Raw genomic sequence first — 25,181 nt, 5'->3', positions numbered from 1 at the left:
CCGCGGCCATCCGGTTCTCCGGACGCGCCGGTGGGGAAGGTTTCTCCACGCCCGTGCGCCCTGTGCCCCCGCCGGCGGTACCGATCGGCCAACGAGCCGGTCTGCCAAAGGCTTTGGGGGGAATGCGAACAGTAGGAAGGAGGGCCGTCTCCATGACGACTCCCATCAGACGCGTGTCCCGTCGCACGCCCGGCTGGGCGAAGGCGGTGAGTGCCGTGGTACTGGTGCTCGTCGTGTTCTTCGCGGGCATCCGGCTGAGTGTGCTGCCGGGCCTCAAGGACCTGTTCGGCACCCGGACCCACGACCGTTCCGGTCCCGCACTGCTCCAGTCCATCCAGGACATCAGCCGTTACGACGCCGCCTCCGGCAACTTCCAGGTCGTCGTGGACCTGGAGAAGGACACCAAGTTCCTGCCCGACGCGATCCGAGGTTCCCGCACCCTGTACGTCGGGGCGGGCTCCGCCGACGCCTACGTCGATCTCGGCAAGGTCGACAAGAACGACGTGACGGTCAATGACGCCCGTACGTCGGCCACCCTGCGGCTGCCGCACGCCCAGCTCGGCAAGGCGACCCTCGACGCCGACCGCTCCTACGCGGTCTCCAAGCAGCGGGGTCTCCTCGACCGCCTCGGCGATCTCTTCTCGGACAACCCCAACAGCGAGCAGGCCGTGCAGAAGCTCGCGGTGCGGCACATCACCGAGGCCGCGAAGGAGAGCGAGCTGACCAGGCGGGCCGAGTCCAACACCACCACCATGCTGAAGGGCCTGCTGGGTTCCCTCGGCTTCAAGGAGGTGGAGGTCAGCTACGGCACCTGACCGGAAGCCGGGGGATCCCCGTCGGCGCGAGGGCGCCCAGGGTGGCGCGCCGGCCGCAGTCGGGCCAGGTGGTCGCCGACCTGGCCCGACTGCGGGGAGGAAAATCGCGGGGGCGGGCACGGGTGGCGGGGGGAGGTGACATCGTCGAACGGTTCGCGGGTAACCGCCCTACGAAGCAGGCACGTTGACCATTGGAGGACGGTATGGCCTGGGCAGCCTCACGTGCGCGAACAGTACTGCGTACTCGCACCGCCAAGCCCGAGAGCCCCCCGCGGAAGCCGAGCCGTGAACGGCGCCCCCTCCCCTGGCCCCTGCGCCTGCTGGCGATGGCGTGCGCGTTCGCGTTCATGGTGGCGTTCGCCGTCGTCCTGGCGCGACTGACGCTGGAGCCCTCCCCCGCGTCGGTGGACCTGACGCACACCAACATGCATCCGGGCCGCTCCCTGCGGGCCTATCTGGACCAGCCCGAACTGCGGGACGCCGTCAAGCAGATCGGTGGCAACCTGCTGCTGGGCGTCCCGTTCGGCGTCCTCGTGCCGGTGGTCGCCCCGGGCACGCGGGGGATCCTGCGCATCCTGCTGCTGACCGCGGTCGTGATGCTCATGGTGGAGTTCGCGCAGGGCGCGCTGATCACCGGACGCGCCTTCGACGTCGACGACGTCATCCTCAACACCACCGGGGCGCTGATCGGCTACCTCCTGCTGGGGCGGCGGCTGAGCCGGGCGGTGCACGCACGCAAGCCGAAGAAGACGGCGTGATCGGGAAGGCATCTGTGCAGGCATCTTTGCAGGCACCTGTGACAGAAATCGTGAACTACTGGTCTGTACCAAAGTATTGACGGTCCCTCACCTCACTCCTTAAATCAAGAGGCGACGCACTCACCCCCCACCTCAGTCGGCGCACCCGTGTCCGCCGTACGGAAGGGAGAGCCGTGGCCCGTCCACGCCTGCTCCGCAGTTGCCTCTTCGCCGCTCTGTCCGCCGTGCTGGTCTCGTCCGCCGCGACCAGCACGGCGCAGGCGGATCCGCCGGACGTGGCCGCCGCCGCGGTGACGTTCTCCGACTCCTTCGACGGGCCCGCCGGAGCCGCCGTCGACGCCTCGAAGTGGCAGGTCGAGACCGGCGACAACGTCAACAACCACGAGCGGCAGTACTACACGTCCGGCAACCGGAACGCGACGCTGGACGGCCAGGGCCACCTGGTGATCACGGCCCGCAAGGAGAACCCGGCCAACTACCAGTGCTGGTACGGGACGTGTCAGTACACCTCGGCCCGGCTCAACACCGCCGGGAAGTTCACGGCGCAGTACGGGCACGTCGAGGCGCGGATGAAGATCCCGCGCGGGCAGGGCATGTGGCCCGCTTTCTGGATGCTGGGCACGCCCGTCAACTGGCCGGACTCGGGCGAGATCGACGTCATGGAGAACGTCGGCTTCGAACCGTCCACTGTGCACGGCACCATCCACGGCCCCGGCTACTCCGGATCGGGCGGCATCGGCGCCGCGTACTCCCTCCCGAACGGCCAGGCCTTCGCGGACGCCTTCCACACGTTCGCCGTGGACTGGGCGCCGGACTCGATCACCTGGTCCGTGGACGGAAACGTCTACCAGCGGCGCACACCAGCCGACCTGGGCGGCCGGACGTGGGTGTTCAACAAGCCGTTCTTCCTGATCCTGAACCTGGCGGTGGGCGGCTACTGGCCCGGCGACCCGGACGCCTCCACCGTCTTCCCGCAGCAACTGGTGGTGGACCACGTGTCAGTGACGACCGGCGACACGGCCACCGGCGGGGCGATCCGCGGGCCGGCCGGCAGGTGCGTGGACGTGGCGGGGGCGAACTCCGCCAACGGCACCCCCGTCCAGCTCTACGACTGCAACGGCACCGCCGCCCAGCAGTGGACCGTCGGTTCCGACGGCACACTCCGCGCGCTCGGCAAGTGCCTGGATGTGAGCGGTGACGGCACGGCGGACGGATCGGCCGTCCAGCTGTGGGACTGCACCGGCGGCCCCCACCAGAAGTGGACCGTCAACGCGGCACGGGACATCGTCAATCCGCCGGCCGACAAGTGCCTCGACGCGACGGGCAACAGCTCGGCCAACGAAACCCGGCTGCAGATCTGGACCTGCACGGGCGGGGCCAACCAGAAGTGGACGGTCGGCTGACCCGGTCAGTCAGCGGGCCGGCTGACCCGGTCAGTCAGCGGGCCGGCTGACCCGATCGGTCAGCGGGCCGGCTGACCCGATCGGTCAGTGCCGGTGCCAGGTGAACTTGTCCCCGCCCACCCAGCGGACCACCTCCGGATCGTCCAGGTCGTGGACCTTGATGCCGAACGCCGCCGCGGCTGCCAGGACGTCGATGACGGTCTTCGCCTCACCGACGACCTCGCCGTCGATCTCCACGATCCGGAACGGCGGCGTGCCAGGCTGTACCCCGAGCACCAGGATCCGCGGGTGGGCCATGTACGGGCTCGCGCTTTCGGTCATGCATAGAGCCTAGAACGCGAAGCGCGGGATGGAGAGGCGTGCCTCACCCACCCGGCGGACCCAGCGCCGCCGCCTCGACCGCGCCTGGGTGGCCGCACGTCCGGGTCCCCAGCGGGCGCGCGGGGCCCCGGCCGGCCAGGGCGGCAGGCAACTCGATCAGGTCGCCGCTGTCCAGGTCGCGCCGAACGGAGGGGGCCCAGGGTCACCGCCATCGATCGTGAGGTCGCCGCCTTCGGCCTCGACCGGACGAACCGCCCCGCGCCGCACGGCCCGCGGAAACCGGCGTCCCGCCCGTCGTGCGGTCCCCGGGGAGCTGGGGAACTCTGGAGGTGGAGGTGACCATGGATCCCGTCGAGGCCCTGGACCGGATCGCGTTCCTGCTGGAACGGTCCAGTGAACCCACCTACCGCGTGCGTGCCTTCCGTACGGCGTCCCGGGTGCTGTCCGCACTGCCCGACGGGGAGGTGCGCGAGCGGGCGGACGCCGGGACCCTGGAGACACTCAAGGGCGTCGGCCCGAAGACCGCGCAGGTGGTGCGCGAGGCCCTGGAGGGCCGGATCCCCGGCTATCTGGAGAAGCTGGAGGGCGAGGCCGGGGATGTGCCGGCCCCGGGCGGGGAGCGGTTGCGAGCCCTGCTGCGCGGGGACTGCCATCTGCACTCGGACTGGTCGGACGGTGGCAGCCCGATCGAGGAGATGGGCCGGGCGGCTGTGGGCCTCGGCCATGAGTGGGCCGCGCTGACCGACCACTCGCCCCGGCTGACCGTGGCGCGCGGCCTGTCGCCGGAGCGACTGCGCCGCCAGCTGGAGGTGGTGGCGGAGCTGAACGAGACATGGGCACCGTTCCGGCTACTGACCGGCATCGAGTGCGACATCCTCGACAACGGCTCCCTCGACCAGGAGCCCGAGCTGCTCGACGAGCTGGACGTCGTGGTGGTGTCCGTGCACTCCAAGCTGCGGATGGACGCCCGCTCGATGACCCGGCGCATGGTGGCCGCCGTACGCGATCCGCACGCGGACGTGCTCGGGCACTGCACCGGACGGCTGGTGACGGGGCGAGAGCGGCCCGAGTCGCAGTTCGACGCGGACGAGGTGTTCGCCGCGTGCGCCGAGTCCGGCACGGCCGTCGAGATCAACAGCCGGCCCGAGCGGCTCGATCCGCCCCGGCGGCTGCTGCGCACGGCGCTGGAGGCGGGCGTGCTGTTCTCGGTCGACACCGACGCGCACGCGCCCGGCCAGCTGGACTGGCAGATCCACGGGTGCGCGCGGGCGGAGGAGTGCGGGGTGCCCCCGGAGCGCGTGGTCACCACCTGGTCACTGGAGGAGTTGCTGGCCTGGGCCCGGGAAGGCCGCACTCCGGACCGCGTGACGAGCGGCTGACGTGGTACTCGGCCGCACACCGGCCCCGCCCGACGGCACGGCGCTGCGCTCGTACGCCCGCCTCCTGGAGCTCATCGGGGACGCCTGCCACGGGAAGAGCCGCCGGCTCCTGGAACCCCGCGTGGACACCCGTCCGGACGGCGGCGTCGAGGACGCGATGGAGGACCTGCACGAGCGGTTGCAGGGGGAACTACGCGAGCACGCCTCCCACGGGGCCGTTCCGACGACCGTTCTGGGCACCATTGCAGGCGGAGAACATAAGGACCGAGACCGTTCCGAGCACCCGGGAGCAGTGACGCGGATCACTCCCGAACGCGACGGACCGAGGAACACCCCAGGGTGGTTGTCTGTTGAACAAGCCGTGGGTGTGGATGGGACAGTGTCCCCGGGCCTCACCTTTTGCCCACAGGGACGATCGTTCGGCTGAAGCCCTGTGGAGCCTTTCGCCGAGAGGCGACCGCCATCCGCGCCCACACCTGAGCCGCCCCGACCGTGATTCCCCCGTCCGGTCGGGGCTTTCCCCTGTTCTCCGGCCGAGCGCAGGGCCGGAAACCGCGTGTATCGCTTTCGGCCGGGCACTCGGGGCACTCGCCCTGCCGGGACACTCCCCCTCTCGACCCACCTGCCGTAAGGAGTCGAAGGTAGCCACTTCAACGGGCAGCAGGATCGTCGCCACGGGCGCCACCCGGAATGTGGGGCACCAGCGTGGTGCGCCTTCTCTCCGACGATCCGGAGGTCGCCTCCGTGCGGAGGTTCGTCCGAGGCTCGGTGCTCGGGGTGTACCCGTCACGCGGAGGGTTCGTCCGGGACCGGGTGCTCGGGGTGTACGGCGCCCGAGTGGGGAGTGCCGCGCCGACCCGTCCCGGACTCGTCCGTGTCGGGGACGTCGGCGGCGGAATCGTCTGTCTTCGTTGTCTTCGTTGTCTTCGTTGTCTTCGTTGTCTTCGTTGTCTTCGTTGTCTCCGTCGGCTCACCGGATTCGGGCGCCTGAGCACCCCCGGTGGTGTCGACGGTGTCGCCCTGCGCACTGTCGGATCCGATCTCCCAGGGGTCCTCGCCGTCGTGGGCCTGCTGGTCCGGCAGGTCCCGCGGGATGGGCGCTCCGTTCTCGCCGGGTCCTTCGTCGCGGTGGTCGTCCACGGCGGCCCTCCTTACGTGGGGTTCGGGGGCCATGCGAGTACCTCCACACTGACCAGCGAAACGTCAGTGCGGCGCCCGCTCCCGCAGCGCCGTGCGCCAGGCGGGCGCGGTACTTGATTCACGCAAGCGTGCGGATCTCCTCCAGGGCCGCGACGAGTTCCGGAGCGACCGTCTGCTGCAACCATCGATCATGGTCGACGCCCAGCGCCCGCGGAACCGTCTCCGTGAGCATGATCAGGTACAGGTAGGCACGGTAGAGAGCGAGGCGGAGCCGAGCCGGACCATCGAACTCCGCCCATCCGCCCGCCTCCCGGTAGCCCGCGAGGAACGCGTCGTCCCGCTCGATGTTCCCCAGCAACGCCAGGGAGACGAAATCAGCCAGCGGGTCGCCCCAGAACATGCGCTCCCCGTCGATCAGTCCGCCGATCCGGGGGCGCTGCCCTGCCGGACGGTCCACCAGGATGTTCCCCGGCCACAGGTCGAAGTGGACGAGACGGGGGACGGTGACCTCGTCCAGTGCGGGGTGGGCGGACCGGAGCGTTCGGGCCGTCTCGTCGACGGGGCGGGGCAGTCGGGGGCGGTAGCGGCGGACGTCGGCGAGAACGGCCTCGGTCAGGGCCGTGAAGGCGGTGCGCCAGTCGGGGGCGAGCCGGGCGGCTTCCAGCACGCGCCGCGCCCGTTGCCGGCTTTCGGCCGCGCCGGCCGCTTCCCCGGGGCCCGACGTACGCGTCGAACTCCCGGGATCCGCCCTCACCAAGTCCGTCGAGTCCGTCGAGTCCACGGAATCCGGCACCTGCGCCCGTCCCCTCTCCTGCCTCCGGTCAGCCGACCGCGTTCGCGCTCTCCATGTGAGGGCCTCCCCCGCCGGCCCGTCGAGCCATCACCCGGCTGCCGACCCGTCGGCGTCCGGCATACGCTCCCGACAGAGAGTACGGAACGGGCGCCGCCCACCCGGCGCCCACCACGAACCCTCACACCGGCATATCCCCGGACCCTCTGACCCCCGGCCTCCCCCGGGCACCGCAGTACGGCCCATGCCCACGGTGATCAGACACACTCGAAATCCATTGACCTCCCCCCTTCATTCCTGCGTACCCTAGCCGCAAACCTAGCCACCCTAGGTTAGGCGACCATCCCCAGGAGGCTCCCCATGAGATCACTCACCGATCAGGACATCCGCAACTCATTTGTCAACTGCTCGAAGGGGGAGGCCAAAAGGCTGGCCATACCGCGGGACCTCGACCAACTCCCCTGGGACCACCTCGACTTCCTGGGCTGGCGGGATCCCGGCGCACCCGACCGCAGCTATCTGGTCACCGAACGGGCCGGGCAGCTCGTCGGCGTGACACTGCGTTCCCCCTCCTCGCAGCGCGGATTCCTGCACCGCAGCATGTGTTCGCTGTGCCTGACCACCCATCCGGGAGGCGGCGTCTCTCTCATGACGGGCCGCAAGGCGGGTCCGGCGGGCCGCGAGGGCAACTCGGTCGGCCTGTACATGTGCACCGACCTCGCCTGCTCGCTCTACGTCCGCGGCAGGAAGATCCCCGAGTCCGGGGCCCGCTTCGAGGAGAGTCTCACCCTGGAGGAGCAGATCGCCCGCACGACGGGCAACCTGGCCGCCTTCCTCGACAAGCTGTACACCTGACCCGCCACCCCACCCGCTCCGGCGCCCGCTCCGGCTACTGGTCCCACAGCCGCGCCGACTGCACCTCGTGCGATGTCGGCGCGTACCACTCGAGCTCCCGCCTCGTAAAGGCTTGGGCCTCCCCCCGCCCGATACCCCCTGCCATCGGCACTGGCCGGTGTGCCGCCTTTGGCCGACGGGTCCGGCCTCGCATGCGGGTGTGCCGGTGCGGTCAGTCTGTGGTGAAGCTGGACAGCAGCGCAGCGGGGTAGCGGCTGCCTGCCGAGCCGTGGGGGAGGATCTCGGTGATGCGGGCCAGATCGGCGGCGGAGAGCTGGACGTCGGCGGCGTCGACGTTCTCCTCGAGGCGCTTGGTGCTGCGGGTGCCGGGAATGGGCGCGACGTCCTCGCCCTGGGCGAGCACCAGGCCAGCGGGCGTTGTGGCAGCGTGAACGGGTGGTCCGGGGTTCAGGATCCGGTGCTGTAGCGGCTGAGCATGAGGGCGACGGCTTCGTCCACGATCGCGGCGTCGGTGGGGTTGGGCGGGACGAAGTCGGTCCGTACGAGTTGGGGCCACAGGAACTGGCTGCAGATCATCCCGAGGAACTGTTCGGCCACCGCGGATGCCGACTGCGGTCGTCCGTCGGCTGAACGGAAGTCGAGCGTGCCGGCCTGTGCCTCGGCGTCCAGGTAGTCGCGGAGCCGGTCGAAGAAGGGGCCCCGGTCGATGGCGAAGCCGGTGCCGACGATGTCGGCGAGCTCCGGCATCTGGGGCAGTTCGGTGATGATGAGGCGGCACAGCGCCGCGGTGCCGGGCCGCGCGACCAGGCAGGCGTAGTCACGGCCGATGTGGTCCAGACCGTACCGGGGGTCACCGGGCGGGGGCGGTTCGGCGTACTCCACGTCCAGCTGCCACTGTTCGGAGGTGACGGCAGCGAAGAGCGCGGCCTTGGTGGGGTACCGCTTGAAGAGGGTGCCGGTGGAGACGCGGGCCTCCTTGGCGATCTGGGCCAGGGAGGTCTTGTCGTATCCCCGGGCGAGGAAGAGGTCGCGGGCGGCGCGGATGATGCGCGCACGGTTCTCCGCCTTGATCTGCGCGTGATACCCGGCTCCGGCCGGCGCGTGATCCGTGGCCTGGCACGTATCGCCACCGGTCTTCGCTCGGTCCGCCACCGACATACCCACGCCTCTCGCCGACTCCCGGCCGCGTCCTCGCTGTCAGAGGACGGTCTGGCCGCCGTCCAGGATAAGGTCCTGGCCCACCGCGAAGGCGGAGGCGTCGGAGGCCAGGGCCCCGCATGAATCTCGCGACGCTCATCGCGCTCTGGGGCGGTCACCTCTCGGCAACTGCTCGGCGGCCAGGTCGTAGGAATCCTCGACCGCGTCGGCGATCAGCCGCTCGGTGATGCCGGGTCCCGGCCCCAGTGAGATCCAGTGGCGCTTGTCGAGATAGCGGCCCGGCGTGATCGAGGCATGGCCGCGCTCCAGTGCCCGCGCGTGCTCGGGCTCGCACTTGACCGTGATGATCTGGTCGTCCGGGTCGTCCGTGACGATCAGGAACACCTTGCCCGCGACCTTGTACACGTCGAGTCCGGGTGTGAAGGGGTAGCCGTGGCTGACGCCCGGGAGGGCCAGGGCCGCCTGGCGGGCGGTGTCCTGAAGCCGGTCACCGGCCGCGCTCACCGGGCCACCCGCGTGCCGGTGCCGTAGGTGTGCGGGTCGACGGGCCGCTCGGCCTTGGGCAGCTGGGCGACGACGAGCCGGTAGGAGTCGGTGACGAGCTCCCGGACGAGCTCCTTGTCGACGCCTTCTCCGCCCTCCACGGTGATCCAGTGCTTCTTGTTCATGTGATAGCCGGGGGTGATGTGGCTGTACTGCTCCCGCAGGGCGTGGGCCTCTCCGGGGTCCGCCTTGAGGATCACGACGGGCCGCCCCGGGACTTCCGTCATCAGCATGAACACCTTGCCGCGCACCTTGTAGACCTCCCAGTCGGGGCCGAAGGGGTGCTCCAGGTGGGCTCCGGGGAGTTCCTCCGCGCAGTCGGCGGCGGTCTGGTGCAGGGCCGATCCGTTCATGGGGCGTTACCTTCCTCAGGTGGTGACGGACTGTGGCATCGAGGAATGTGGAGGGCGCGCCGCGCGGGCGCGGTGGCTCGTCCCATCCTTCCGCCGCAGCCGCCCAGAAGGGCGGTAGGCTGCGGACACGTGATGGTCGACATGCGACACCCCGATCCGAGTGGAAGCGCGGCCGGTCCGGCTGCGGTTCCGCTGTTCGGTTTCCAGCCCCCGGTCGGTACCCCGTACGGCCTCGAGGTGAGCACCGTCGAGGACTTCTTCGCCCACCACGACGACTGGCCGTGGAACCCGCCCCGTCCGGGCCGCGCCACCTTCCACTACCTCATCGCCGTCACCGAGGGTGAGCTGCGGCACGACGTCGACCACGTCACGCGGACCGTCACCCCCGGCCAGTGGCTGTGGGTGCGTCCCGGACACGCACAGTGCTGGCATCCGCCCGGCGCGGCCCGCGGCCCGTTCATCCTGTTCGAACCGGACGTACTGCGGCCCGACCTCGCCCGTCTCCTGGCCCCGCTCACCGCGCACGGGGCACCTGCCGTGCTCAGCCCGCACCCCGACGACACCGCCTGGCTCCAGCAGACGGCACTCCAACTCCTGGACGAACACCGCGCACTCGGACGCCGACCCCTCGACATCCACCACGCCCTGCGGCGCAGCCTGCTCGAATCACTGCTGCTGCGCCTGGCCAACTCCCCGGGCATCGCCCCCACCGGGACGGCCACGGCCGGCGCGGGCCGCGCCGACAGATACCGACGCTTCCTGGACGCCTTGGAGCTGCACTTTCGCGAGCTGCACCAAGCCGCGGACTACGCCGAGTTGCTCGGCTGCTCGGTCCGCACCATCAGCCGTGCCGCCCAGGATGCCGCCGGCAAGGGAGTACGTGAACTCATCGACGAGCGGCGACTCCTGGAAGCCCGGCGCCTGCTGGGAGCAGCCCGGTGGGACGCCCGGGCCGTGGCCGTCCACCTCGGCTTCACCGACCCCGCGAACTTCGGCCGCTTCTTCCGCGACCGCACCGGCCTCACCCCGGCCGCCTTCGCGGCCCGCGCAGCCAGGACCGACGCGTGACGGAAACGCGGCGCAGGCCCCTTGCCCGTCAGGAGGAGATGGCTCCCGGCGCGGTCAGTCTGTGGTGAAGCTGGACAGTACCGCGGCCGGGAGGCGGCTGCCTGCCGAGCCGTGGGGAAGGATCTCGGCGATGCGGGCCAGATCGGCGGCCGAGAGCTGGACGTCGACGGCGCCGGCGTTCTCCTCAAGCCGCTTGGTGCTGCGGGTGCCGGGAATGGGCGCGACGTCCTCACCCTGGGCGAGCAGCCAGGCCAGCGCGAGCTGGGCGGTGGTGATGCCCTTGGTGTCGGCCAGGTTCTTGAGCTGTTCGATGGCGTGCACGTTGTACGTGTAGTTCTCGCCCTGCCAACGCTCGTCCCAGCTGCGCATGTCGTCCGCGGGGTACTCGCTGGCGGGCTTGACCTGGCCGGTGAGGAAGCCCCGGCCGAGCGGGGAGTAGGGCACCAGGCCGATGCCGAGTTCCCGCAGGACGGGAAGGATCTTCTCCTCGACCTCCCGCTCGAAGAGCGAGTACTCGTACTGGAGCACGGAGACCGGGGTGACGGCGTGGGCGCGGCGGATGTACTGGGGGCCGACGTTGCTCAGGCCGAAGTACTTCACCTTGCCTTCGGTGATCAGTTCGCCGACCACGCCGGCGACCTCCTCGACCGGAATGTCGGGGTCGGAGATGTGCTGGTAGAAGAGGTCGATGTGGTCGCTCTGCAGGTAGCGCAGGCTGTTCTCGGCGACCTTGCGGATGTTTTCCGGGCGGCTGTTGAAGGCGGGGCTGATCGCCGGGGCGGTCATGTCGAAGCCGAACTTGGTGGCGAGGACCACCTCGTCGCGGAAGTTCTTGACTGCCTTGCCCAGGAGGATCTCGTTGCTGCCGGTGCCGGCGCCGTACAGCTCGGCGGTGTCGAAGAAGTCGATCCCGAGTTCGTGGGCGCGGCGGATGGTCGCGAGGCCCTCGTCGTCGTTCGAGGCGCCGTAGGCCATGGACATGCCCATGATTCCCAGGCCGAGCGCCGAGACGCGCAGACCCTGAGAGCCCAGATTGCGGTGCTGCATGAGTTCACTCCCTCAGTGGTTCGTCGGCTTCACCCGCAGAGGTCAAACCGAACTGTTCCGTTTGACCCTACGCGCCGACCGCCCGGATGCCAAACCAAACGGTTCGGTGCTCTATCCTGGGGCTATGTCCCAGTCCCGCGATTCCGGCCAGACCGCAGCGCCCGCAGGAGCCGCCGCGGGCGGTGACACCACGCGCGAGCGCATCCTCACCGCTGCCATGGAGGAGTTCGCCCGCCACGGCATCGCCGGGGCCCGTGTGGACCGCATCGCCAAGCTCGCCAGGACCAGCAAAGAACGCGTCTATGCCTACTTCCGCGGCAAAGACGCGCTCTATTCGGCTGTCGCTGCACGGGAGTACGTCGTCATCGCCGAGGCCACCCAGATGGACCCGTCCGACCTGCCTGGCTACGCGGGCCGCCTGTTCGACTACTTCGTCGCCCGTCCGGACCACCACCGCCTGATCACCTGGGGCCGCCTCGAACTGCCGGGCACCAGAGCCGTTGCCGACGATCCCGACCAGGCAGTGATCGCCCGCAAAATCGACCAGCTCCGCCGGGTGCAGCAGGCTGGACGACTCGACCTCGCCTGGGACCCGGCCGATGTCCTCGCCCTGGTCAACCAGATCGCCATGACCTGGGCGTCGCAACCCGAACTCAGCGAGGCCGCCGCCGCACACGCCGTGGACCCCACCACCGCCGCCCGCCGCGCCGCGGTGGTGACCGCTGTCGAACGGCTTTTCCCCCGAGCGCACTGACGTCCCCCGGACCGGCGGCCACCCTCCTCGAACATTCCCCAAACGGCGCCGACCGCCCTTGCCGCTCAAGTCGAGGGATCCGGGCTCAGTAGTCCAGGACGACGACGTGCTTGCCCGGCGTGGTACCGGACTCGATGTCGGCCTGGGCGTCACGGACCTGTTCCAGGCCGTGGTAGACCTTCGCGACCGGGACTTCGAGACTCCCCGCGGCGATGGCCTGGAGTTGGCGGGCGAAGACATCGGCCGGGAGGTCGGTGGCCCGACCGCCGTAGGACGTCAGCCGCACCCCGCCCGGGATCATGAACGGGGTGAAATCGGGGATCGTCCACTCGCCCGCCAGGGCTCCGGTGAAGCAGACCGTGCCGTGCCGACGGACGGTGCGGAGGGTGTCGGCAAGGACCGAGCAGCCCACCAGCTCCAGTACGGCGTCGACACCCTCCGGCATCAGCTCGCGCACCTGGTCGGCGATCGTGCCGCTGTCGAGGAGGGGGTGGTCGACGCCCGCGGCCCGCAGGTCCCCGGCCCGTTCCGGGCTGCGGGTGGTGGACAGCACGGTGGCTCCGAGGTCCTTCGCGATCGTGGCCGCGCTCAGCCCGACCGTGGAGGTGCCGCCGCGGATCAGCAGCGTCTGCCCGGCCTTGAGATCCAGGCCGGTGGTCAGCGATCCGTAGGCGGTCTGGAACATCTCCGGCAGCGCACCGACGACCTCCCACGGCAGGCCGGACTCAAACGGGATGACCTGCGCCGCGGGAACACTCACGTACGGGGCGTACGCGCCGTCGTACGAGCGGCCCATGCCGCCCATCATCGTGGCCACCTGCTGTCCCGGCCGCAGCCCGCTGTCCTCGTCGGCCTCATCGACCACGCCGACGCCCTCGATGCCGGGCACACGCGGGTAGGTGACCTCCGCGTCCGACTCTCCCTTGCGGGTGGTGACCTCGGACTCGTTGACGCCGAACGCCTTCACCCTGATCCGCACCCAGCCGGGCTTGCGCACGGGCACCGGCACATCCTTGATCTCCAGTGCGTCCAGGCCGCCGGGCCGCGTGACGACGACCGCTCGCATCGTCCCCGGTGCGGCGTCGCCAGCTGCTGTCGGATGGCTCATGTCGAGCTCCTTACTCTGTTCGCCCCCTGGTGCACTGTTCCGGGTCGCCCGGTCACCGTCAGGGGCGGGCGATGTTCTCGAACAGGTCGAGGACCTCCTGGTAGTGGGCGCTGGGCTCGTAGGGAAGGTTGCCGACACTTCCCGAGGTGGGCCGGTCCGTGACGGCGGGCCACAGGCGGGTTCGTTCACCGGTGACGAAGTCGAGCACGATGTCGCGGATACGCGTGTCACGGTCGGCCTGTTCGGGGCTGCGTCCCGGCCGTTCCTGGCCGACCAGGGCGTACATCTCGGTGCCGTGCACGGCGGGCGCGCCCTCGGCGGGCCCGATCGCGAGGAGATGGGCGTTGCCGCCCGCGGCGGCGTGGGCCAGCGCGCCACGGGCCGCGGGGAGCGTGAAGATGTAGTCCGTCAGGGACGCGGCGCGGACCTCGGCAGGGGTGCGGCCGCCCTGGTCGTAGATGTCGACGATCTTCTTGGCGCGGGAGCGGGGAATGCGCCACCCCGCGAACTCGTCGGTGACGCGATCGACGGTGTGCGGGTCGAACCGGTCGAGGTCGTTCGCCACCCACCAGCCGATCTCGTCGCTGGCCGTGCTCAGCAGTACGTCGATGTTCCGGTGCGAGCCCGAGGCCAGGACGTCCAGGGGGTGGTCGTGCAGCACCCCGCCGGGCTGTTCGGCGTCCAGGACGACGCCGAGGCTCTGGTTGTCCATCCCGCCACGGACTCCCAGGTCCGTCGGACAGACCTTGCGCAGGGCGGCCACCAGGGAGGCCGCGTCGAGATCGATCAGCTTGTCGGGGTTGTCCGCGACACCGAGTTCGGTGACGAACCGCTCCGCGAGCTCCTCGGCCCAACGCGCCGAGATGATACGCGAGGGCGCGCCGGAGAACCCGGCCAGCCGCCGGTACAGGCCGTCCGCGGAGGAGGCCCCGAGCAGCCCGAGAGCGGAGTAGGCGCCGGCGCTGTGGCCGAAGACCGTGACCTCATCCGGGTCGCCACCGAAGGAGGCGATGTTCTGCCCGACCCAGGTGAGCGCGGCGATGACGTCCTGCAGACCCAGGTTGCTCGCCTCGGCGAGCCGCCCGCCGTACTGCGACAGGGAGAGCGCGCCCAGTGCGCCGAGCCGGTAGTTGAGCGACACACCCACCACGCGCCCCGACGCGGCGAGACCGGCGGCGTTCGAGGTGATCTGCGTGCTCGCGCCGTACTCGAATCCGCCGCCATGGATGTACACGGCCACCGGAAGCGCCTTCCCGGCCGGCTGCTCGGGAGCCCACACGTTCAGGTTCAGGCAGTCCTCGCCCATCCCGCTGTCCGCTTCGAGCCAGTCGCCGGCATCGGGCTGGACAGAGACGACGCCCTTGCGGTCGTAGGGGCGCTCCGGATCGAAGTCCGCGACCACGGGGCGGCGGTACCGCTCGGCGGTGGCGTACGGGATTCCCCACCAGGACCGCACCCCTGGTGCGGTGGGAGCCTTGGGCGCGGTCGCGGTCATGGCGTGAGATTCCTTCGTGTGCGGTTGGCGCGGCGTGTTGGCGGCTGATCGCTCGCGGTGACGCTCTCCAAGCATTCCCTGGACTCCGATAAATCGCCGAGCCGACAGCGGTCACCCGGTGGTCAGCAGGTGACACTTCTCTGCACAGCACGGCACCACCGATTAAGGGAGTCGCTGCGGCCGCCGCAGAGGTTGATCAGCGGTGACCGTTCCTGCTGCTCATGAACATCACGTTGCCAGCCCGCCGTCGGCCTCCAGTCGTGGTCGGCGCGCATGTGGAACTCTTCGGCACCCAGACTGCTGATCGAGTCAACCACCAGGGACGCGCCACGGCGGGAGACGACCTCGCCTATGGCACGCAGCGGGTTCATCATGCCGGTGCTGGTCTCGTGGTGGACCATGCCGACGTGGGTGATCGAGGGGTCGGCCGCGAGCGCCGCGTCGACCTCTGCCGGGTCCATCAAGTTGCACCAGCCGAACTCCAGGCGGGTGTGCGCGATGCCGTGCACCGAGACGATCCTGTACATCCGTTCGCCGTAGTTCCCGTTGTCCAGGATCAGGATCTTGCCGTGCTGGGGGACCACAGAGGACAGGGCGGCCTCGAGCGCAGCGGTACCGGAGCCCGCGAGCAGCACACTGGTGTAGGAGTCGTCCCCGCCTGCGACCGCCGTGACCTTGGCCCTGGCCGTAGTCATCAGGTCAATGGGCTCGGGCTCGCGGTGGCACACGTCGGGGTACGCCAGCGCCGCCCGGACGCGGTCATGGACGTTGACCGGCCCCGGATTGAGCAGGATCGAGGGCTGTGGCGGGGTGATCCGCCCTAACGAGCCGTGCGAAGACGCGGTCATAGGCATCCTCATCTCGTCGGTCCCCGGGTCACCGAAGCCGCGCAGGCCGGCCGGCGCAGTGGGCGCGACGGCCTCCGCCGCGAATCCAACGGGGCGAAGCGGTATTTCGGTCAAATTCTGGCCACACTGTCAGCGCAAAACATGGGCGCGATGGCCGGAGATTAATTTCTAAAATACCCGATAAAGGACTACCGGGAATTACAAGAAACGAGCACATAGGTTCCGCCGCGAGCCGGGCGAGTTGCCTGGAGGAGGTCGAGCGGAACTGGACCGACCTGCGCCCGCGCTCCCTGCGCGAGCGCAGCCAGCCTGACAGCCTGACAGCCTGACCGACAGACGACTAGAGGAACCCGATGCCGCAGACGAAGTCCAACACCCTGAGCGGGGACGAGAGCATCGTCCTGCCCGAGTTCGACGCTCCCCCCGCCGACCCCGTCGCCCTGGCGCACGAGTGGATCGCCTCAGCCAAGGCTCGTGGCGTGCGTGAACCCCTCGCAGTCTCCCTCGCCACCGCGGACGCGGCCAGCCGGCCGACGACGCGCGTTGTGCTGATCAAGGAACTTACCGCCGAGGGCTTCGTCTTCACCAGCCACACCGGCAGCCGTAAGGGTCGTGACCTCAAGGCCAACCCTTTCGCCTCGGTCAACTTCTACTGGCGCGAGACGCTCCAGCAGATCACCGCAGCAGGCCGGGTCATCTCTCTCTCCACCGAGCGCTCCGACGAGTTGTTCGCCGAGCGCCCGGTCGCAGCCCAGGCCACCACCGCCGTCTCCACACAGAGCACGCCGCTGTCCGACGAAGACGAACTGCACGCCCGGGCGAACGAGCTGATCGACGCGGGCGTCCCTCTCCCTCGGCCAGTCGGCTGGGGAGGCTACCTACTTATCCCGGACGAGATCCAGTTCTGGCAGGGCAAGGCCAGCCGACTGCACCGCAGGCTCATCTACACAAGGACGGCCGGCGGCTGGGACTCCGAACGCCTCCAGCCCTGACCCGCGCGGCCACCGACGGAGGCGCGCGTTCGAGTAACTGCCCGGGTCACTCCTGCTGGACGATGTGATTGGAGAGCGATCAAGCCCACCCCGACCAGGGCGACGGTAGCGGTCGAGGCCGTGGGCACTGCTGACCAGCGCCCTGTACGAAGAACACCGCCTGCGCGCCAGAGAGCTGCTGTTCGACGCCGAGCTCAGTGCCGGGCACCACGCGAAGGTCCTCGCCGAGCTCTACGACGCCCACATCAGCAACCCCTTGCGCGAGCGGTTCTGCGAGCAGCTCATGATCGCCCTGTACCGCTCCGGCCGTCAGGCCGACGCTCTGGACACCTACCGGCGCATGTGGCAGCGCCTTTCCGAGGAGATCGGTGTGCTGCCCTCCCCCTCGCTGCGCAGCGTGGAGCAGCCATCCTGTCCCACGACCCCTCCCTCACCCTGACCGGCGGCGCCGCGCTGTGCCAGCCCGCGTGAGAGGCCCGGTGACGAGCCCCTCGTGGAAGCCGTAGGTGGCTTCGCCCAGGCCGACCACTTCCGCGTCCCCGATCATCCGGTCGAGGGGGCGCAGGGCCGTCGCCCCGGCGGGGCCGCGGAACCACCAGATCCAGGGCCCGGAGCCAGGGACTCCGGAACCGGCACCCGGGCCCCGGCCCTGTCGTCGATCTACGGCACACTGTCATACCGGAAGGTCGGAACGACAACCTACGCTTCCCTGCGGACACTTACGGTCCTCAATGCGTACCTTCAGCACAATCAGGAAGGGGACAGCCCGAGGATGCGAGATGTACGTGAGGTGACGGCGCCCCTCATGCGGTTCGTGAGCCTGCACCGGGACCCCGCGGTCGTGCAGGCGCTGCGGTCGGCCGCCGCAGCGACGGTCGCCTATGTCGTCGCGCTGCACCTCAGCCCCGAGGCTGCGCCGCTCACCGCACCCCTGACCGCCCTGCTGGTCGTCCAGGTCACCCTCTACTCCACCCTCACCACCGGTATCCGCCGGGTGAACTCCGTGGTGGCCGGGGTTCTGGTCGCCATCGCCTTCAGCCTGCTGGTCGGGCTCACCTGGTGGAGTCTGGCGCTGGTGATCATGGCGGCGCTCGCCGTCGGGCATCTGGTACGGGTCCACGAGTTCGTGAACGAGGTGGCGATCAGCGCGATGCTGGTGCTCGGAGTCACGACCGTCGGGAACACGGCGTGGGCGCGGGTACTGGAGACACTGATCGGCGCGGTCGTCGGCCTCGGCTGCAATCTGCTGCTCGCTCCCCCGGTGTGGGTGGGCGAGGCCGGGGAATCCATCGAAGGGCTGGCCCGCCGGGTGCGGCAGCTGATGCTGCGGATGGGTGAGGAGGCCGCGGGCCTCACGCCCGTCGAGCACGCGACCGAGCGGCTGCATGAGGCACGCCGACTCGATCACGACATCGTCGAGGTGGACGCGGCCCTGCTGCAGGCCGAGGACAGTCTGCGGCTCAATCCGCGGGTGCGCGAGGGGCTGCTGCGCCGGGTGGTGCTGCGTACCGGACTGGACACGCTGGAGATCTGCACGGTGGTGCTGCGGGTGCTCGCGCGCACCTTCACCGACCTCGCGAAGGAACGCGACCCGGATTCGCTGTTCGCACCGCAGACCGGTGCCGCCGTGGAGCAGCTGCTGTCGGAGATCGCCGACGCTGTCGTGAGCTTCTCGGTACTGGTCACCACGGACCTGAGCCAGAACGCCGACGCGGCGGAGTCCCGGCTGACCGCCGAGCTGAGGCAGGCCGCGGCCACCCGCGACAAGCTGGCCCAGCTGCTCCTGGCGGATGTCCAGCGCGACGCGAGCCAGTGGCAGCTGCAGGGTGCCGTGCTGACGGAGGTGAACCGCATCCTCGACGAGCTGGACACCGAACACCGCTCGCACAGGCTGCTGGAGGAACTGGACCGCACCTCCCGCGAGCAGCGCGAACGCATGCCACGGCTCACCCGGCTGCGGGAGAGCTTGCGCGTGCCCACCCCGCTGCGGCGCAACGGCAAGGAGTCCGAACACCAGTCCAGGTGACGTCGCTCAACGGCGCCGCCCCGGGGCGGCGCCCTGCGCGGCGCAAGGTGCTGCTGTTGCACCTGACGGGTGATCCACGTCAAGGTGGCTGTTCGCGACCGCGACGAGCGAGAACCTGAGGTGGGACATGAGTACGGGCGGCTGGAGCAGGCGCCGATTCGTCGGCGCCCTCGCGGGGACGGCCGCCGGGGCCGCACTGCCCGGATGCGGCGACGATCGGCCGCCGGCCGCCGCCTCGGCCCCCGGGGCGAGCCCGAGCGCCGCGGGCTCCCCGGGCACCGTGGCAACACCGAGCGCGACCGGCCGCCTCTCCGGTCCCCGGCCTCTCTTCCTCGGCACCTACACCTCGGTCGAGGGCGGCGGCAAGGGCGTCGGGCTCGCCACCTACGACGTCGACAGCGGCCGCGTCACGGGGACCGGGACCATCACCGGCGTCGGCGACCCTTCGTATCTCGCGGTGCACCCGGGCGGCCGCACGCTGTACGCGGTGGACGAGCGGGAGAACGGCGCGGTGACCGCCGTACGCCTGACCGACCGCAAGGTCCTGGGGAGCCGGAGCACCGGTGGTGCGGGCCCCTGCCATCTGTCGGTGCATCCGGGCGGGCGCTGGCTGCTCAGCGCGAACTACGGCTCCGGCAGCGTGGCCGTGCATCCGATCGACGCGTCGGGCGCACTCGGTGAGCGCGCCGAGCTGGTCACGCACTCCCGTCCGTCGCCCGGGCCGGGGCAGGAGGGCCCGCACGCGCACCAGGTCATCACGAGTCCCGACGGCGGCCATGTGCTCGCCGTGGACCTGGGCAACGACACGGTGTACACGTACCGCCTGGACGAGAAGTCCGGTCGGCTCACCGAGGTCGCACAGGCCCACACCCGTCCGGGCGCCGGACCGCGGCACCTCACCTTCCATCCCGGGGGCAGGTACGCCTACCTGGCGAACGAGGTGGACAACACGGTCGCGGTCTGTGCGTACGATCCGGGCACCGGCCGCCTCACGGTGGGCGAGGCCCAGTCGACGGGCACGGGGTCCGGCACCAACTACCCGGCGCAGATCCTGGTGACCTCGAACGGCGCGTACGCCTATCTCGCCAACCGCGGCCACAACAGCCTCACGCGCTATGCGGTGGAGGCGGAGGGGGCCCGGCTCAGGCTGCTGGACACGGTGCCGGTGTCGGGTGACTTCCCGCGGCAGATCGCCTTCTCGCCGGACGGGTCGTTGCTGTTCGCGGCGAACCAGAAGTCCTCGACCGTGAGCGTGTTCCGGGTGAACGTGGGCAGCGGTGAACTCCGGCTCGCGGGCACGCCGTTCGCCTCACCCGTCGTCGTCTGCACGCTGCCGCTGTAGCGCGCCGGTCCTCAGAGCCGCGCCGTCCAGTGCGCCGGCCGGGTGACCGACCCCGGCAGCCGCGTGCCCGGGCCGCCCCTGGCCGCGTTCAGCTGGGGCTGGGTGAGGAAGAACGCGCCGGTCAGGTCCGCGTCCGTGAGGTCGGTGTCGCGCAGGTCGGCTCCTATCAGGTCCGCGTCGCGCAGATCGGCGCCGGTGAGGTCGGCGGCGATGAGGTAGGCACCGCGCAGGCTGGCGCCCCTGAGGTCTGCTCCCTGAAGGCGGGCGCCCATCAGGTCCGCGCCCCGGCGGTTCTTCTTCTTGCTCCCGCCCGTGGCCGCGCGCGCCAGTTCGCTGGTCCTCAGCAGGAGCACATTGACCTCCTGGCGGTGCGCACCGACGTCCAACGCCCCGAGTTCTTCCGGCGTTCGACGGGTGAGCGCCTCGGTCTTCTCCAGGGTGCGGCGCAGGTCGGCGTGGACCGGGCGGGCGGCCGGCAAGGTGAGGGCCTCGGTGAGATACCACAGCAGTTCGTGGAGCTGGCGGACGACCGGAAAGACGTCGAACATCCGACGGGCGTGCTCGCGCGACCCCGTACGCCAGTCCTGACCGCCGAAGGTGAGCTGCGAGACCTTCTGCCCGGCGCCGAAGCAGTCGTAGACCGTGCAGCCGGTGAAGCCCCGGGGCCGCAACTCGGCGTGGATGCCGCAGCGGTGGTCCCCGCGAAGGTTCGGGCAGGGCGTTCCGGCCTGCTTGTCGATCGCGAAGTCCGCCGAGGCGGCGAAGGGGAGGGCGACGCAGCACAGGCCGAAGCACCGCTCACAGTCCCCGCGCAGGCCGGACCGGTCCGACTGATCCGACTGATCCGACTGGTCGGTCGTATGGTCTCGCATCCGGCCAGCGTACTTACCCACCGGTCAGGTCCCGGAACCGCCCGTCCGCCTGCCCGGAAGGACGGGTCCGGGCCCCGTACCGCCGCTCGCTCGGAACAGCTACCGCACACCCCAGGCCAGACCCCGGACCCCAGTCCCAAGGCCCCAGGCCCCAGGCCCCAGGCCCCAGGCCCCAGAGGCCGGCCTCACACCTCGTCGCGGGTCAGCGCCAGCAGTCGGTCCAGGACTCGGGGGCCGCTCGCCCGGAGGCCGTCGTGCTCGAACTCGTCGGTGACCCAGGTGCGCAGACCGCGGATCGCGCGGGCCGTGGCCAGGGCGTGGGCGGTGTCCACGTACATGTCGTCGTGGTAGACGGCCGCCGCGACGGGCACCTCGTTGTCGGCGAGCCGGGCCGGATCGTACAGGGGCGTCCAGTCGGTGCGGGCGGCGAGCAGGTCGGCGGTCTCGCGCAGCGGGCGCAGCGCCGGGTCGCAGTCGAACATCCAGGGGTGGACGGATTCACCGGTGAACAGCAGGTGGCCGTCGCCCGCGAGGGTCTTGGCCGCGTCGAACTGCGGGAACTCGGCACGGACCCGTTCGGCCGCCCAGGCGGTGGGGCGCTTGTCCTGACCGTAGGTCGCCTCGTGGACCAGGGCGTAGAGCGGGTGGCTCGCGTACGACAGGAGGCCCTGGACCTCTTCCTGGAAGGCGTCGGACAGGGCCGTACCCTGCGGGGTGCGGACGAAGGCGTGTTCCAGGAGGTAGTGCAGACGGTGGCTGCCCTCGCCGCCGCCGAGGAGGATGCCGAGGGACTGGAAGGCTTCGGCGGTGAGGCGGTAGCCGCCCGGCAGGACCGGCTCGTGGTGCAGGACGTACTCGGCGATCTGCCGGGCGCGTTCGACGTCCTGCGGGTAGCGGGCGTAGTGCGCGGTGACCTTGCGCTCGATCCGAGGGTAGGCCGCCCGGTAGATGTCGTCGGCGTGGGCGTCGAGGGAGGGCAGGCCGCCGGTGATCACTGCGGCGCGCAGGCCCTCGGGGGCGGTGGAGAGGTAGTGCACCGCGCAGAAGCCGCCGAAGCTCTGGCCGAGGACGGTCCAGGGGGCACCGCCGGTCACGGACGGGCGGATCGCCTCGCAGTCGCGGACGATCGCGTCGGCGCGGAAGCGGGCGAGGTGGTCGGCCTGTGCGGCGGGGCCGCCGCGCAGCGGGAGTGTCTGCCGGTTGGCGGGGGTGGAGTGGCCGGTGCCGCGCTGGTCCAGGAGCAGAACGCGGAACTCCTTGAGCGCGCGGCCGAGCCAGGCCTGTTTGCCGACGAACCGGTTCGCGCCGAAGCCGGGGCCGCCCTGCAGGTAGACCAGCCACGGCAGGTCCTGGTGCGCCGTGTCGCTCGCGACGGCCTCACGGGCGAACAGCTCGATGCTCTCCCCCGCCGGGTCGTCGTGGTCGAGAGGCACGGTGAAGCGTCGGTCGGTGAGAACGACGCCGGGCTGACGGTAGCTGAGGCTCAACAGGACTCCCGGGACGGACGGATTGCGGGCCGCGTCCCAGTTCAGCACATGTTTCTTCGGCGACCGACCCCGGGATCATGAAATCGTGCTGAACCCCGGTTCAGCGTGCCGACAGGCTGGAGCGTCGTACCACCAGTTCGGGCCGCAGGACGACCCGCCGGTGCTCGTGCGCCCGCGGGGCGCTCTCCGCCTCGGTCTCCTCCAGGAGGAGCTCGGCGGCCAGGGCGCCCATGGTGACGGCGGGCTGGCGGACCGAGGTGAGCGGGACGGCCGCGGCGGCGGCGAACTCGATGTCGTCGTAGCCGACGATCGCGAGATCGTCGGGAACGCCGACGCCGGCCGCGTACATGGCCTGCAGGACGCCGAGGGCGAGCAGGTCGTTGGCGCAGAACACGGCGGTCGGCCGGTCGGCGAGCCCCAGCAGGCGGGCTCCCGCGTCCCGGCCGGCCGCCACGTCGAGCCGCTCGGTGGGCAGCTCACGCAACGCGTCGGGAGCGAGACCGGCCTCGGCGAGCGCGTTCAGGGCGCCCGTACGGCGGTCGTGGACCTGGTTGAGTCCGGGCGGGCCGCTGACGTACGCCAGGGAACGGTGTCCGGCATCCACGAGGTGGCGTACCGCGAGGGCGCCGCCCGCCACGTCGTCGACGGAGACCGAACACTCGGTGGTGCCCTCCGCGACCCGGTCGACGAGGACGAACGGGATGCCGTGGCGGCGGAACGCCTCGATGTTGCGGCCCGTCGCGTCGGCGGGTGTCAGCAGCACGCCCCGCACCCGTTGCTCGGCGAACAGTGAGAGGTAGTCGGCCTCCTCGGCCGGGTTCTGGTCGCTGTTGCACACCATCACCCCGAGTCCGGCCTCGCGCGCGGCCCGTTCGGCACCGCGCGCGACGTCGACGAAGAAGGGGTTGCCCATGTCGAGGACGAGCAGCCCCATGATCCGGCTGCGACCCGCGCGCAGCTGGCGCGCGGACTCGCTGCGGACGTAGCCGAGCCGGTCTATCGCCGACAGGACGCGCGCCCGGGTCTCGGTGGCGACCGTGTCCGGACGGTTGATGACGTTCGACACCGTGCCGACGGAGACTCCGGCAGCACGGGCGACGTCCTTGATACCCACCGACTGGGCCATCAGACAGAGACCTCCAGGAGGGCGAGGGGCGGCCGGAAAGTCTTCACAGTACCGTCCTGACCTCGCGCATCGGGCCCGGTCACGCGGGCAGTGCGAAGTCGACGACGCGGAGCGCCGAGGGTGTCGTACCGCTCGACTTCTCCTGGTACATGAACGACAGGACGTTGTCGGCCTTCACTCTCGTCTCGTCGATGACGACCTCGCCGAACGCGTTGAGATCGCTGCCGTCGTGAAGGAGCTTCCAGTCCGTGTGCCCGGAGGCCGCCGACGCCGCGGCGATCCGGCCGAACGGGAGGATCGCGTACGCGTTGTCGTACCTGTCCAGGACCAGCTTGGTGCGCTGGCTGGAGTTCAGCGGGACCGGGATCTCCGTCTTCTGCCAGGTTCCGGAAGCGCTGCGGCGGAGGTGGAAGGCGCGGCCGTTCGCGGTGCGGTCGGCCACGTAGTCCGTGGTGCATCGGCCGAAGCGGCCGGGGACGTAGCTGATGATCGCGTGCGGCCGGCCGGCCGAGTCGGTGGCCTGGCTCTCCTGGTTCATCAGGGAGTGGTCGGGGTTCAGCGCGTCGACGACGAGTCCGGCGTCGGTGACAGCCACCCGGTCGGAGCCACCGGTGGTGGCGACGACCGTACCCGCGGTGGTGCGCCAGGTCCGCCCGCGGTCGTCGGAGTGGACGTAACCGGTGTCGTGGTTGGTGATGCCGCCGGCGTCGCACATCACGGCGGCGTTCTGCTCACGCCAGGTGAAGAAGGCGTGCAGCCGGCCGTTGCCGTCGTAGTCGATGCCGTGCAGGTACATGCTACGGGCCGTGCTGGAGCCGTGCTCGCTGGTGTAGGTGCCGGTGGAGCCGGACCACTCCCCGAGCACGCTCCATCGGGAGCCGTCGTACTCGGCGAGCGCGTTGCGGCCGTCGCCGGAGCTGCCGACGCGGTAGCTGAGCTGGAGCCTGCCCTCGGGCGTGGCGATGAACTGGGGGTAGGTGAACCGGGAGGTGAGTGCCAGGCCGTCCAGGGTCGTCTGTACGGCGCCGAAGACCGACGCCGTCCAGGCGGTGGAGGCGGGGTGGTCGAGGAGACCCGCCACCGACTTGACGTAGAAGAAGCCGTCGCTGTGGGAGTCCATGTCGAGATGGAGCCGGCCGTCGGCCTCGGACACGCCCATGGAGATGACGTTGTGGGAGTCGTCGGCCTTCAGCTGGTGGGGAAGGGTGATCGTGGACCAGGTGGCGGCGCCGAGAGCCCGGCGGGCGACGACCGCGTCACGGGTGGCGGTGTACCAGGCCGCGTACTGGTGGCCCTTGTAGGTCAGCAGGCCGTTCTTCTGGAACGAGTTGTTGTTGACCAGGCCGTCGTAGGAGACGAAGAAGACCGCCCGGGCATCGAGCAGGGTGGTGCCCTTCCTGCTGACGGAGGGGCCTGGGGTGGCGGCCTGTGCGATGCCCTGCGAGGCCACGGTGGCCGTTATGGCCGTCGCGATGACGGTACGTCTCTTCATGAGCGGCTC

Annotated in this window: 24 protein-coding genes and 2 pseudogenes; 11 read left to right on the top strand and 15 right to left on the bottom strand. The window is 70.5% G+C overall.

Going from position 1 to position 25,181, the window contains the following annotated elements; all coding sequences use genetic code 11:
- Positions 1 to 152: 152 nt before the first annotated feature.
- The 3 genes from M2271_RS00480 to M2271_RS00470 all read left to right on the top strand — a co-directional run bounded on the left by M2271_RS00480 (position 153) and on the right by M2271_RS00470 (position 2,976).
- A complete protein-coding gene (locus M2271_RS00480) occupies positions 153 to 815 on the top strand; it encodes a DUF4230 domain-containing protein (protein WP_280885011.1) in 663 nt (220 codons plus the stop codon).
- Positions 816 to 1,018: 203 nt separating this feature from the next.
- Positions 1,019 to 1,573, top strand: coding sequence for a VanZ family protein (locus tag M2271_RS00475; protein WP_280885010.1), 555 nt, complete (start codon positions 1,019 to 1,021; stop codon positions 1,571 to 1,573).
- 173 nt (positions 1,574 to 1,746) lie between these two features.
- On the top strand, positions 1,747 to 2,976 hold the full coding sequence (locus M2271_RS00470) for a family 16 glycosylhydrolase (RefSeq protein ID WP_280885009.1): 1,230 nt from the start codon (positions 1,747 to 1,749) through the stop codon (positions 2,974 to 2,976).
- Positions 2,977 to 3,060: 84 nt separating this feature from the next.
- Here M2271_RS00470 and M2271_RS00465 read toward each other — a convergent pair whose 3' ends face one another.
- Complete coding sequence (locus M2271_RS00465) at positions 3,061 to 3,297, bottom strand: hypothetical protein (protein ID WP_280885008.1); 237 nt, start codon at positions 3,295 to 3,297, stop codon at positions 3,061 to 3,063.
- A gap of 341 nt (positions 3,298 to 3,638) precedes the next feature.
- Between M2271_RS00465 and M2271_RS00460 the strand changes: the two genes are divergently transcribed.
- The gene (locus tag M2271_RS00460) at positions 3,639 to 4,676 is read left to right on the top strand and encodes a PHP domain-containing protein (RefSeq protein ID WP_280885007.1); all 1,038 of its coding nucleotides are present in this window, start codon (positions 3,639 to 3,641) and stop codon (positions 4,674 to 4,676) included.
- A 786-nt stretch (positions 4,677 to 5,462) separates the two neighbouring features.
- On the opposite strand, the gene M2271_RS00455 is transcribed toward M2271_RS00460, so the two are convergent.
- Together M2271_RS00455 and M2271_RS00450 are read right to left on the bottom strand one after the other, a co-directional pair.
- The gene (locus M2271_RS00455) at positions 5,463 to 5,816 is read right to left on the bottom strand and encodes a hypothetical protein (protein WP_280885006.1); all 354 of its coding nucleotides are present in this window, start codon (positions 5,814 to 5,816) and stop codon (positions 5,463 to 5,465) included.
- A 118-nt stretch (positions 5,817 to 5,934) separates the two neighbouring features.
- Positions 5,935 to 6,465, bottom strand: a pseudogene (locus M2271_RS00450) (phosphotransferase); the annotation flags it as partial.
- Positions 6,466 to 6,966: 501 nt separating this feature from the next.
- On the opposite strand from M2271_RS00450, the gene M2271_RS00445 reads away from it, so the two are divergent.
- Complete coding sequence (locus tag M2271_RS00445) at positions 6,967 to 7,461, top strand: FBP domain-containing protein (RefSeq protein ID WP_280885005.1); 495 nt, start codon at positions 6,967 to 6,969, stop codon at positions 7,459 to 7,461.
- Positions 7,462 to 7,672: 211 nt separating this feature from the next.
- Here M2271_RS00445 and M2271_RS00440 read toward each other — a convergent pair.
- The 4 genes and pseudogenes from M2271_RS00440 to M2271_RS00425 form a co-directional block, all read right to left on the bottom strand.
- Positions 7,673 to 7,864 (bottom strand): annotated as a pseudogene (locus M2271_RS00440) (aldo/keto reductase); the annotation flags it as partial.
- Positions 7,865 to 7,908: 44 nt separating this feature from the next.
- Positions 7,909 to 8,619 (bottom strand): TetR/AcrR family transcriptional regulator, encoded by a 711-nt coding sequence (locus tag M2271_RS00435; RefSeq protein ID WP_280885003.1) that lies wholly within the window; start codon positions 8,617 to 8,619, stop codon positions 7,909 to 7,911.
- A 135-nt stretch (positions 8,620 to 8,754) separates the two neighbouring features.
- Positions 8,755 to 9,123 carry an MmcQ/YjbR family DNA-binding protein gene (locus M2271_RS00430; protein ID WP_181652256.1) on the bottom strand — a complete coding sequence of 123 codons (369 nt, stop codon included), beginning with the start codon at positions 9,121 to 9,123 and terminating at the stop codon, positions 8,755 to 8,757.
- Positions 9,120 to 9,515: an MmcQ/YjbR family DNA-binding protein gene (locus M2271_RS00425; RefSeq protein WP_280885002.1), complete on the bottom strand. Its 396-nt coding sequence runs from the start codon at positions 9,513 to 9,515 to the stop codon at positions 9,120 to 9,122. The genes M2271_RS00430 and M2271_RS00425 overlap by 4 nt, the downstream gene beginning before the upstream one ends.
- A 132-nt stretch (positions 9,516 to 9,647) precedes the next feature.
- Here M2271_RS00425 and M2271_RS00420 point away from each other — a divergent pair, with 132 nt between their 5' ends.
- Complete coding sequence (locus M2271_RS00420) at positions 9,648 to 10,583, top strand: AraC family transcriptional regulator (protein ID WP_280885323.1); 936 nt, start codon at positions 9,648 to 9,650, stop codon at positions 10,581 to 10,583.
- Between the two features lie 54 nt (positions 10,584 to 10,637).
- Here M2271_RS00420 and M2271_RS00415 read toward each other — a convergent pair whose 3' ends face one another.
- On the bottom strand, positions 10,638 to 11,630 hold the full coding sequence (locus M2271_RS00415) for an aldo/keto reductase (protein ID WP_280885001.1): 993 nt from the start codon (positions 11,628 to 11,630) through the stop codon (positions 10,638 to 10,640).
- Positions 11,631 to 11,754: 124 nt separating this feature from the next.
- Between M2271_RS00415 and M2271_RS00410 the strand changes: the two genes are divergently transcribed.
- Positions 11,755 to 12,384, top strand: a complete 630-nt coding sequence (locus M2271_RS00410) for a TetR family transcriptional regulator (RefSeq protein WP_280885000.1) — start codon at positions 11,755 to 11,757, stop codon at positions 12,382 to 12,384.
- 85 nt (positions 12,385 to 12,469) lie between these two features.
- On the opposite strand, the gene M2271_RS00405 is transcribed toward M2271_RS00410, so the two are convergent.
- The 3 genes from M2271_RS00405 to M2271_RS00395 form a co-directional block, all read right to left on the bottom strand.
- Positions 12,470 to 13,492 carry a zinc-binding dehydrogenase gene (locus tag M2271_RS00405; RefSeq protein WP_280884999.1) on the bottom strand — a complete coding sequence of 341 codons (1,023 nt, stop codon included), beginning with the start codon at positions 13,490 to 13,492 and terminating at the stop codon, positions 12,470 to 12,472.
- A gap of 58 nt (positions 13,493 to 13,550) precedes the next feature.
- Positions 13,551 to 14,987: a carboxylesterase family protein gene (locus M2271_RS00400; protein ID WP_280884998.1), complete on the bottom strand. Its 1,437-nt coding sequence runs from the start codon at positions 14,985 to 14,987 to the stop codon at positions 13,551 to 13,553.
- A 122-nt stretch (positions 14,988 to 15,109) separates the two neighbouring features.
- Positions 15,110 to 15,835: an aminotransferase class V-fold PLP-dependent enzyme gene (locus M2271_RS00395; protein ID WP_280884997.1), complete on the bottom strand. Its 726-nt coding sequence runs from the start codon at positions 15,833 to 15,835 to the stop codon at positions 15,110 to 15,112.
- Positions 15,836 to 16,188: 353 nt separating this feature from the next.
- Between M2271_RS00395 and phzG the strand changes: the two genes are divergently transcribed.
- The 4 genes from phzG to M2271_RS00375 all read left to right on the top strand — a co-directional run bounded on the left by phzG (position 16,189) and on the right by M2271_RS00375 (position 20,195).
- A complete protein-coding gene (phzG, locus tag M2271_RS00390) occupies positions 16,189 to 16,827 on the top strand; it encodes a phenazine biosynthesis FMN-dependent oxidase PhzG (RefSeq protein WP_280884996.1) in 639 nt (212 codons plus the stop codon).
- Positions 16,828 to 16,954: 127 nt separating this feature from the next.
- Positions 16,955 to 17,266 (top strand): AfsR/SARP family transcriptional regulator, encoded by a 312-nt coding sequence (locus M2271_RS00385; protein ID WP_348539137.1) that lies wholly within the window; start codon positions 16,955 to 16,957, stop codon positions 17,264 to 17,266.
- Between the two features lie 333 nt (positions 17,267 to 17,599).
- A complete protein-coding gene (locus M2271_RS00380; RefSeq protein ID WP_280884995.1) occupies positions 17,600 to 18,853 on the top strand; it encodes an aromatic acid exporter family protein in 1,254 nt (417 codons plus the stop codon).
- A gap of 127 nt (positions 18,854 to 18,980) precedes the next feature.
- Positions 18,981 to 20,195 (top strand): lactonase family protein, encoded by a 1,215-nt coding sequence (locus M2271_RS00375; protein ID WP_280884994.1) that lies wholly within the window; start codon positions 18,981 to 18,983, stop codon positions 20,193 to 20,195.
- Between the two features lie 11 nt (positions 20,196 to 20,206).
- On the opposite strand, the gene M2271_RS00370 is transcribed toward M2271_RS00375, so the two are convergent.
- The 4 genes from M2271_RS00370 to M2271_RS00355 all read right to left on the bottom strand — a co-directional run bounded on the left by M2271_RS00370 (position 20,207) and on the right by M2271_RS00355 (position 25,172).
- Positions 20,207 to 21,067: a pentapeptide repeat-containing protein gene (locus M2271_RS00370; protein ID WP_280884993.1), complete on the bottom strand. Its 861-nt coding sequence runs from the start codon at positions 21,065 to 21,067 to the stop codon at positions 20,207 to 20,209.
- A gap of 185 nt (positions 21,068 to 21,252) precedes the next feature.
- Complete coding sequence (locus M2271_RS00365) at positions 21,253 to 22,554, bottom strand: alpha/beta fold hydrolase (protein ID WP_280884992.1); 1,302 nt, start codon at positions 22,552 to 22,554, stop codon at positions 21,253 to 21,255.
- Between the two features lie 100 nt (positions 22,555 to 22,654).
- Positions 22,655 to 23,680 carry a LacI family DNA-binding transcriptional regulator gene (locus M2271_RS00360; protein ID WP_280884991.1) on the bottom strand — a complete coding sequence of 342 codons (1,026 nt, stop codon included), beginning with the start codon at positions 23,678 to 23,680 and terminating at the stop codon, positions 22,655 to 22,657.
- 79 nt (positions 23,681 to 23,759) lie between these two features.
- The gene (locus M2271_RS00355) at positions 23,760 to 25,172 is read right to left on the bottom strand and encodes a BNR repeat-containing protein (RefSeq protein WP_280884990.1); all 1,413 of its coding nucleotides are present in this window, start codon (positions 25,170 to 25,172) and stop codon (positions 23,760 to 23,762) included.
- Positions 25,173 to 25,181: the final 9 nt, after the last annotated feature.

Origin of the sequence: Streptomyces sp. LBL, assembly GCF_029893585.1 — a bacterium.
Lineage (GTDB): Bacteria > Actinomycetota > Actinomycetes > Streptomycetales > Streptomycetaceae > Streptomyces.
Note: the sequence above shows the minus strand (reverse complement) of the source record. Positions and strands in the feature narration are given on the sequence as shown.